This is a genomic window from Mesonia sp. K4-1, from assembly GCF_008017825.1.
GTDB lineage: Bacteria > Bacteroidota > Bacteroidia > Flavobacteriales > Flavobacteriaceae > Mesonia.
In genome coordinates this window covers 66,592-75,773 of the sequence record NZ_VRLS01000037.1, presented here as the reverse complement: position 1 = coordinate 75,773, position 9,182 = coordinate 66,592, and the positions used below count along the sequence as shown (strand labels likewise).

General features: G+C 36.3%; 6 protein-coding genes. All 6 read right to left on the bottom strand.

Annotation, left to right across the window (positions count from 1 at the left end; all coding sequences use genetic code 11):
* Positions 1-1,158 precede the first annotated feature (1,158 nt).
* Positions 1,159-2,136, bottom strand: coding sequence for an ABC transporter ATP-binding protein (locus FT986_RS06205; protein ID WP_147864335.1), 978 nt, complete (start codon positions 2,134-2,136; stop codon positions 1,159-1,161).
* Between the two features lie 177 nt (positions 2,137-2,313).
* Positions 2,314-3,099, bottom strand: a complete 786-nt coding sequence (locus FT986_RS06200) for a DUF4625 domain-containing protein (RefSeq protein WP_147864334.1) — start codon at positions 3,097-3,099, stop codon at positions 2,314-2,316.
* Positions 3,100-3,211: 112 nt separating this feature from the next.
* On the bottom strand, positions 3,212-3,553 hold the full coding sequence (locus FT986_RS06195; protein WP_147864333.1) for a hypothetical protein: 342 nt from the start codon (positions 3,551-3,553) through the stop codon (positions 3,212-3,214).
* Entirely contained in the window at positions 3,550-5,940 is a 2,391-nt protein-coding gene (locus FT986_RS06190) for a TonB-dependent receptor domain-containing protein (RefSeq protein ID WP_147864332.1), read from the bottom strand. The genes FT986_RS06195 and FT986_RS06190 overlap by 4 nt, the downstream gene beginning before the upstream one ends.
* A gap of 451 nt (positions 5,941-6,391) precedes the next feature.
* The gene (locus FT986_RS06185; protein ID WP_147864331.1) at positions 6,392-6,706 is read right to left on the bottom strand and encodes a hypothetical protein; all 315 of its coding nucleotides are present in this window, start codon (positions 6,704-6,706) and stop codon (positions 6,392-6,394) included.
* Between the two features lie 88 nt (positions 6,707-6,794).
* Entirely contained in the window at positions 6,795-9,182 is a 2,388-nt protein-coding gene (locus tag FT986_RS06180) for a tyrosine-protein kinase (RefSeq protein WP_147864330.1), read from the bottom strand.

Sequence of the window (9,182 nt, the reverse complement as noted above, 5' to 3'; positions counted from 1 at the left end):
AGCTGAAAAGGGCGTAAAATTTTAAGCTGTTTGAACGAAGTGAGTTCTTAAAATTTAGACCTCGAACGATAAATTTAGAGTAAGATTCGTAAGCCTAGACCTTTTTGTTACTTTTTCCGGCGATGGGAAAAAGTAAAAATATGAATAGAAATCAAACTTCTACTTTTTTAATAGAAATTACATTAATGATTCCTTCATTTTACTCATTCACTTTACTATTGCTTAAGTATTCGTGAATCTCTAAAAGTCGATTTGTCTTGATACAAAACGAAGCAAAAGATCAAGACTGACTAAAAATCTATAAAAAAATCCTACGGAAACCACAGCCACAAATGAAAAGAACTCATCCTCCTTATCAGTTGGTCTCAAACAGCTTTTCATTTTCTAGCCCTCGCTGCTTCCTTGATTTTCATTATATTTTTAGATAGGTCGTTTCTTATAATTATGAATATTACACGGCCTATCGAAAATTGCTCGTAAAATTGGCAGTGCAGTAAGCGTAAAATTTTAGGTTGTCTGAGACCGATGGTAATCGGGTGAGTTCCTAAAATTTAGATTACAAACATACAATTTAGAGTAAGATTCGTAAGCCTAGACTTTTTTGTTACTTTTTCTGGCAATGAGAAAAAGTAAAAACATGAATAGAAGTTAGAAATCTTCATTTTAAGGAAAAAATCTCTTCTTTTATTCCTTTACATTGCTATTGCTTAAGTATTAGAAAAGCTTCTTCTTCTTTTTCATTGCTAAAAAGAAGCAAAAATCTAGACTGACTAAAAATCTATAAAAAAATCCTACGGAAACCACAGCCACAAATGAAAAGAACTCATCCTCCTTCTCAGTCGGTCTCAAACAGCTTTTCATTTTCTAGCCCTCGCTGCTTCCTTGATTTTCAATATATTTTTAGATAGGTCGTTTCTTGCGATAACAAAAAACATTCGACCTATCGAAAATTAATTGTGATTTTGAATTAACAATATCGAAATGACAAGCTTGTCGGAATGACAATCGCTTACTGTCATATTGAGCGTAGCGCAGTGGAGTCGAAATATCTTTTTAAATAACACCTTGAATTTCTGTTGAAGTAGATTTCTCAGTCCTTCGTCCTTCGAAATGACAGTCAGGTTTCTCGACTCCGGCCAAAGTGCCAAGAAAAAATCATTAAGACCCCATTCTTCTTTTTAGAAGTTCTTCATCTACTTGAAGACTTATTCGGGTTCCGGCAGAAATGGCTTTTGGATGATGAAAAAGAATTTGTTGTTCGTTTTTTTCCGCTTTAGCGATAATCATATAGGTCGATCCATTAAAATAGCTCTGCTCTATTTGAACTTCTAGATGGCCCTGAGCGGATCGCTGTAATTCATGAGGATATAGAAGTACGGATTGGCTTTCTAACCCCTTCTTAAAAAGGCTAGTATCTAGCACGTTCACCTCATCAAAAAGAGAAGCAACATAGGCATTGGGTGGAGATTGATAGAGCTGCTGCGGAGTATCCTTGGCGATGAGCTTACCTTCTCTCATCACTAAAACTTGATCTGAAAACCCCAACATATCATTGCTATCGTGGGTGGCAAACAAACAGGTGATCTGTTTCTTTTTGAGAAAATTAAATAGGTCCCGACGGAGTTTATTCTTTCTAAAATTATCTATAAAATTAAAAGGCTCATCTAATAATAAAAATTGGGGTTCTTTCGCTAAAACTTGCGCTAGAGCTACCCGTTGTTTTTGTCCGCCACTCAGCTTCTTTACATGGGTCTCTGCAAAAGCTTGCATATCGATAACTTGTAGCAATTCGTCTACGCGTTCTTGGTTATAGGCTGCTTTTTGACGACTTAGAAATTTTTCAATGTTTTGCCTTACGGAAATATAGGGCATCAATTCAAATTCTTGAGGTAAATATTTCATTTGAGGGTGCCCCGGAATAAGGTGATAAGCAGGACCTAAAATCTGATCCTTATCCCAAAATATATCTCCGCTATGCAGATCTATAAGTCCATACACCGCCTTAAGCAGGGTACTTTTTCCGCAACCACTTTCTCCGATAACACTTACATGGCTTCCTTTTTCTAAGCTAAAACTGATCTCATGTAAGGTCTTTTGTTCCTCGTAGGCAAATGAAATTTGGTTAACGTATAGCATAGGTTTTTTTTGCAAAGGTAAAGTTTCATGTGGAGAATCTTTATTTAAAGCTAAAGGATAGACGTTCTCGCTAGGATCTGTGCCTGTTTTTGGAAATAAAAAACCTCACGATTAACGTGAGGTTTTTTCTATAAGCCTTAGTTCTTATCAGCTTTAAAAAGATATTTTTTAGAAAACTTACAATACTTCAAAATGAACTCCTTCTGCATGCGAATTTCCATCTTCATCTATCATCACAATACTCATATGGTAATCCCCTGGAGCAGCATTAGCTGGCACTGAAATATCTTCATGCAACTCAGCTGTAGTTCCTGAATAAGAGGTATTGTTTTGATCAAATTCCCAAGCGATTTGATCTGCTGTTGGGGTTAAATCATGACCGTGGATCTCTATAGATACGGTTTGAATACCATGCTCTGCTTGAAGATCTGCGTGCGCCTCTAAAGTCTCACCCGCTACTACATTAGCTACAGAAATATGGGTAATACTCATCTCGTGATCATCATCACCATGTGCTTCTCCTACAATAATTTCTACAAAAGCTTCACTTTGGTTTCCTGCAGCATCTACTACAAAAATTCCTAAATGATATTCTCCTTCTGCAATATTTTGTGGGATTTCTAAATGATCGTGAATATTAAAACTAGTAAGTCCGGCTTCAATTTCGAAAGACTGCGAAAAAGACCAAGGCTCTACATTTGCCGCACTAGTAGATCTTCCATGATCGTGACCGTCAAAGTTATTGTGAATATCAATCTTATAGGAAGCTAACTCTTTATCGTCTTCTACATCAATATCTAAATGCACTTCTCCTCCTACGTTAAACACTTCTTCTAAAGTAGGTTCATTGATGGTGATAACAGGCGCTTGGTTGTCTAATCCTCCATTATCATCATCACTACTACAAGAGGTAAAGATTAGGCTTACTAAAGCGATTAATGTTACTATTTTATAATTCTTCATATTGTTATTTTTAAAATTGTCTATGCCTTTTAGGATTTATCCTTGAGGTCTTACTAGTATGTTTTTGTTTTTATATTTTTTCTAGCTTTTTAAAAAGCAATGGGTTGGTGTATTAACTTATCTGTTCCCAAACTGGAGGTCCTCGGGTATAAAATATAAACTTCCATTCTTGTTTGGGGCTATCCAAATAATAAGAGTTTTGATAAACAAAACTTAAGTTTTTAAAGTCTATACCTATCTCGTTTTCTACCCAAAAGAACTCATGAAACTTGAAATGAAGATGGTCACAATAATGTCCTATTTTTAAAGCGGTAGCACTCATTTGCTCTTGCTCCACTTTGTAAGTTGGAACAGAGAGGTGCGTTACCCTAACATAATGTATAGACGTAAGAAACTGTACCGTTAAAAAAACGATAGTTAATCCTATACTAATATGTTGCTTTAGGAGTTTCACGAACGATTACCGAAAGGAATGGTTAAATTAAGTTGAATATTTCTTCCCATTTCTGGAATCTCTAATCGTCTATAGAAACTGGTATGGTTAAAATATTTGGTATTAAATAAATTGGTCACTTGAAGGTTGAACCTAGCTTCTACATTTTGTATATGGATACTCCCGCTAAGACCTGTTCCAAAAAGCTCGTAACCCGGAGTTATTTTTTCTCCTTGAGCAATTTCATCCTGCTCCATCGCTAGGCGTGCATTCGCATAAACTTCTACTCCTTGGAAGGTTTTATTTTCTTTGAACAGCGTATAACCTGCTTCTAAAAACAAATTATTAGCGGGTGTAAAGGGTAAGGGGTAATTTTTAGAGCTATCGGATGTAATTTGCTTATTATACAAGTATTCTGCAATGGCTAAAGTTCTTAATTTTGAGAAAAATGTTTTTTCTACTTCCATCTCAATTCCTGACAAAAGCGCTTCTGATTGCGTGTATTTAAACAATTGTCCCGAATGTGGCAAGACCGAAAAATTTCCTGAAGGCTTTAAATAAATGTAATTAGAAAAATAATAAACATACGGGTTGACGGCCCAAGAAAAGCTCTTCTTGGCATAGGACAGTTTAGCATCGGCTACCCAACCTTTTTCAGGATCTAAATTGACATCTCCTTGCTCATGTCTAAAAGAACCGTGGTGAATTCCGTTAGCTCCGAGTTCTATGGCTGTAGGAATTCTAAAATTGGTTCCTGCATTCGCATTTAGCGTCCATTGAGGATTGAACTCGTACCGCACACCTCCCATGACATTAAAACTGCCAAAGTCTTTATCTACATCCGGACTTCTTTCCGCGTAAGCAGAAGCCTCTTCTACGCTTTGTCCCGCCCCGATTAAATAATCGTATAAAGTAGGATCGTAATGCTCTCCTATAGAGATGCTGTTTTTATCGTACCTCATCCCCAAGCTATACAATAATTTGTTGCTGTATTTAAACTCGTGAGTAGCAAAGGCCGCAAAGTTATTACTGGTATATTGAGGAAGTAAAAAATTAAATCCGCCAATAGAATTTTCTTGCCATTTGGCTTGAACACCTACGGTCGTAATATGACTTTTAGAAAACTTTTTGGTGTATTTGGCTTGAGCATCGTAGGTATCTAACTCAAAGTTCAACTCTAAATTTGGATCTACCGCTGGGGGTTGCTGATTGGCGTAGTGGGTATGAAACAAACTCCACTCCTGTCGTTTATTCTTTTGATAACCCAACAGGACTTCTAGGTAATCATTATCAAAATAGATTTTGTTATTATTAATGACCTTAAAATGATTCACACGTTGATAAGGGTAATCTATATCTCTTTCATCTCCATCTGAACGCACCCTGTCTATGGAAGGAATACCGTGAGCCCCTGGAAAAAAACCTGATTTTTGATATACATTACTCACGCTAACCAGAGATTCTAGTTTTTCTCCCCTATAGCCTACTTGAGCATACATATCTAATTCTTTCCCGGCGGTATTTTTAAGTTGCTCCTCATAGATAGGCATCTTAAAATTAAGGTAGGAAATGGTATCGGTAGGTAAAGAATAATCGCCGTACTCCATCCCCGTCAGTTTTAATTTATAGAAAAATTTATCGCCTTTATAGTTTAAATTAAGCGAAGAGCCTATGGTATTGTTTACCGATTTCCCTAAGGCAGTTACATGACCTGATAGGCCTTTCGCTCTTGGGGATTTGGTATTATTGACTTTAATGACTCCGCCAATCGCATCGCTACCATATTCAATAGCGCCTACGCCTTTAAGAATTTCTAAATTCTCTATCGCCAAGCCATCTAATTCTAAGCCGTGATCTGCACCCCATTGCTGTCCTTCTTGTTTGATACCATTTTCAGCTACAGCTACTCGGTTTAAGCCTAGACCTCTAATAATAGGTTTCGAAGTTCCTGCGCCGATTTCCATAGCATTTAAGCCGGGTAACTTTTCTAAACTTTTCGCCAAAGAGCCTGTAAATTCTTTTTGGAGGTATTCTTGATCGACCACTTCCCGACTTACGGTGGTTTTTTCTATAGCCCTAGTTTGGATAAGCACCTCTCCCAAAGTGGAGGTATCTGGCTTCAACCGAAAGTTAAGTATCCTGTCTTTTGAAAGCCTGATTAAGGTATCTACACTTACATACCCCATATAAGACACTTGGATTTGATGGGTACCTTCTCCTAAATTGGACAGATGATAACTTCCATCGGCTTGACTTAAAGTAAAAATTTTGGAAGTATGTACATGTGCTCCTTCTATAGGGGCCCCCAAAGAATCTATAATGTTTCCCTTAACGGAATATTCTTGTGTATAGGCTTTAGATGCAGTTAGAGCAAGAAAACATAAAAGAAGGAAATGTTGTAATTTCATGTTGAGGTATTAAATTTGAATCAGTAATCAAAAAAAGTTATTCATCATTCTTCTCTATCTCTTATTTTAATTGGAAATAGAGCTATTCAAAAAGTAAGTTTTTAATGAATTATTCTTTTTTCCTTAAATATCAGCTCTAAACTTGAGCCAGTATTTTTTCTAAAAGATAGATCTGTAATCAGTTTCTTTTTTCTTTATCTGAGCTATGATCAACCTTAACGTTATTGCGATAACCTATAATTAATTTATAAGAAAGCGTTAAATCGACGACTTGTCATTTATGTTATAAATTAAGAAAGAAGTATAAAATTGCACTTCTTTTATGTCTTATAACAAGGATAGAAAACCTAAGTTTATGTGATTTTATTAGCTAGCGTGCATGCATCCCTTTTTATTAAAAAGATATGATCATAAAGACTTCGAATGCATCGTAAATTCAGTAAAGAAAAAATTAAGCCGTATAAAAAGGTGGAGGCTTATTAAAGATAAGACATACCGGAGGTTTTGAAGAAACGACCGAACGGTAATGATTGTTTTGTAGATGTTGTGGTGGAGTAACAGGAATGCTAAGTATGTCGTAAGCTTCTCCAGTAGCCAATAAAGGCGTATGAGCATCGGTTCCCGATAAGTGACACCACACACATTCTTGTTGATCATTTGCCTCTTCCGTATGAGTAAGACTATGCAATCCCCCTACTTTTATAAAAATAAAAGCAAGCAGAAAAAATACAGAAAGTCTTTTCTTAAGATGCAGTGACAAAATCATAGCGCAAAATTAAAAAAGAATACCTCCCCCAAGTGTTAAAAAAATTAAAACTTGAAGGAGGTTTCTTTATTTTTAGAAAAACAGCGACTTATCTAGCCCAAAATTTCCATAAAGGCTTTTTCTTCACCTCTTCAGAATAACCGTAGCCATAGCCGTAATTATAACCATAAGCACCATCTTCTTTCACCCCATTAAGAACAATTCCCATATTGTTAAGTTTACGTTGTTTTTGAAGCTCTTCGATATGTTTTAGTAATTTTACATCGGTATATCCAGCTCTTACCATATACATGGTCGCATCGGCATACTTAGAGATCAATAAGGTATCGGTGACTAAGATGGTAGGCGCTGTATCTATAATCACATAATCATACTTGCTCTTCGCCTCTTCTATTAATTCTTCAAACCTTCCGTTGAGTAGTAATTCTGCAGGGTTTGGTGGAATAGTTCCCGAAAGTACCACATCTAAATTTTCGAAGTTAAAAGCCTTTTTTAATATTAAATCTTCCAATTGAACGGAAGCATTATGTAAAAAAGAAGAGACCCCTTTATAGTTTTTGTCTTTATTGATATAAGTGTGTATTTGAGGGTTTCTTAAGTCACAACCTATCAAAAGGGTTTTCTTTTTAGTTGCCGCCAAAATATTAGCCAGGTTAACCGCTACAAAGGTTTTTCCTTCTCCTTTGGTAGTAGAAGTAACAAAAACCACCTGTCCTTTGTTTTCTAAATCAGTTGGAGATTTAAAATAATTAAGATTGGTTCTTAAAATCCTAAAAGCTTCGGCCAAGACACTTCTATCATTGGCTCCAATTATCGGCTTTGCATTTTTAGCTAACTGTGGGATTTCTCCTACCACCGAAAGACTCGCTAATTTTTTTTGCAAGTCGTTTTTGGTGTTTACTTTGGTGTCTAATAAAAACAAGACATATAAAATCCCGAATGGAATAAGCACCCCTATAATTAGAGAAGCGAGCATTACAATTTGTCTTTTAGGAGAGATTGGAATAGATGACGTATACGCAAAATCGACCACTTTTACGGTGGGAGCGGTTACGGCATAACTTAAAGCGGCTTCTTCTCGTTTCTGTAATAAAAATAAATATAACCGCTCCTTTATCTCTCTTTGTCTGGTAATGGAACGTACTTCTTTTTCAATTTGTGGAAAGCCTCCTAATTTCCCACTCGAATAACCTTCTTGCCTTTCTAAACTGCTTAAAGTAATTTGTAGGCTTTGCATATAGGTTTTTACACTCGCATTGATATTGGCTTGTAATCGGCTTAATTCCTGATTGAGATTAAGGATCGCAGGATTTTCAGAGGTTGCAGAAATTAAAAGTCTATCTCTTTCTAGTATTAATTGATTATATTCTCCTGTGAGTTCATTAACGGAAGCATCGCTAATCCCAATATTGGCTGGCAATAGCTCATAAGAACTTTGATTTTCTAAAAACTCTTGAAAGTCTTTGGTCACCGCCAATTGGGTTTGTACTTCAAAGCGTCTTTTTTCCGCTTCTGCTTCTTTTCCGAAAAGTTGTGTAGCATTAGCTTGCACATCGATAAGATCTTTCTCGTTTTTATAAGTGACCATACCCTCTTCTACGGTGTCTAGCTCTTGTACTAAAAACACCAAGCGCTCTTCTACAAATTCTTGGGTTCTTTTAGAGACCAAACGCTTATCTTCAATCCCATCTTGATTGAATTGTTTAATCAATTCATTTAAAACCGCTTCATTTCTTTTCACATTAGAGCCTTGAATAGACAAGCTGAGTACGTGACTCTTATCTCCAATAGGTTCTACTCCTGTACTATTAGACAAGCTTTGAATAGCACTCTCTGTGTTCACATACTTAAATAAGAAAGTATCATCTTTAGAAGATTCTCCGTGCAATCTAGAAGTGGGGCTTTTATCTATGCTAAAAACGTAGCCCCCAAACTGGAGAGTATCCCCATAGGTCCCCTTGAGACTTCCGAGTTTCTCTTCTTTAAGACTAAACGAGTTTTCGCCTAAGCTATGAAACTCAATAAGCGGAGAGGAACTTTGTGAAGTAGAATCATTGGTGATCCAGCTTACCTGGACCGGCATGTCTGGATTATAATATAAAGAGGATTTAATCGCAGCATTGCTATAATAAGCCGTATTTAAATCTAAGGCTTGGGTAACGCGTTCTAATAACCTTCGTGATTTTACAATTTGAATTTCATTTTCTAAATTGACTTTGCTCAAATTGAATAGGCTACTCGAACCACTTAAACCTGAGAGGTCTAAGCCCCCATCATTAGATTCGTCTAAGACTTTTATTTTAGCTTGGGTACTATATACCTCGGTACTGTATCTTAAGTATAAATAAGCTCCGGAGACTGAAAGTATCACTCCTAATAGAAACCACGGCCAATATTGAAAATAACGATACAAAAGATTTTTTAAATCTTCCCCGCTATCTACCTCGTCTTTCTCCCACTGCTGTTGCTCTACCAT

What these genes read in the sequence shown, in the direction of transcription:
- FT986_RS06200 (WP_147864334.1), bottom strand. Translation starts at nt 3,099, where the DNA reads ATGAAGAATTATAAAATAGTAACATTAATCGCTTTAGTAAGCCTAATC.
- FT986_RS06190 (WP_147864332.1), bottom strand. Translation starts at nt 5,940, where the DNA reads ATGAAATTACAACATTTCCTTCTTTTATGTTTTCTTGCTCTAACTGCA.
- FT986_RS06185 (WP_147864331.1), bottom strand. Translation starts at nt 6,706, where the DNA reads ATGATTTTGTCACTGCATCTTAAGAAAAGACTTTCTGTATTTTTTCTG.
- FT986_RS06180 (WP_147864330.1), bottom strand. Translation starts at nt 9,182, where the DNA reads ATGGTAGAGCAACAGCAGTGGGAGAAAGACGAGGTAGATAGCGGGGAA.
- FT986_RS06205 (WP_147864335.1), bottom strand. Translation starts at nt 2,136, where the DNA reads ATGCTATACGTTAACCAAATTTCATTTGCCTACGAGGAACAAAAGACC.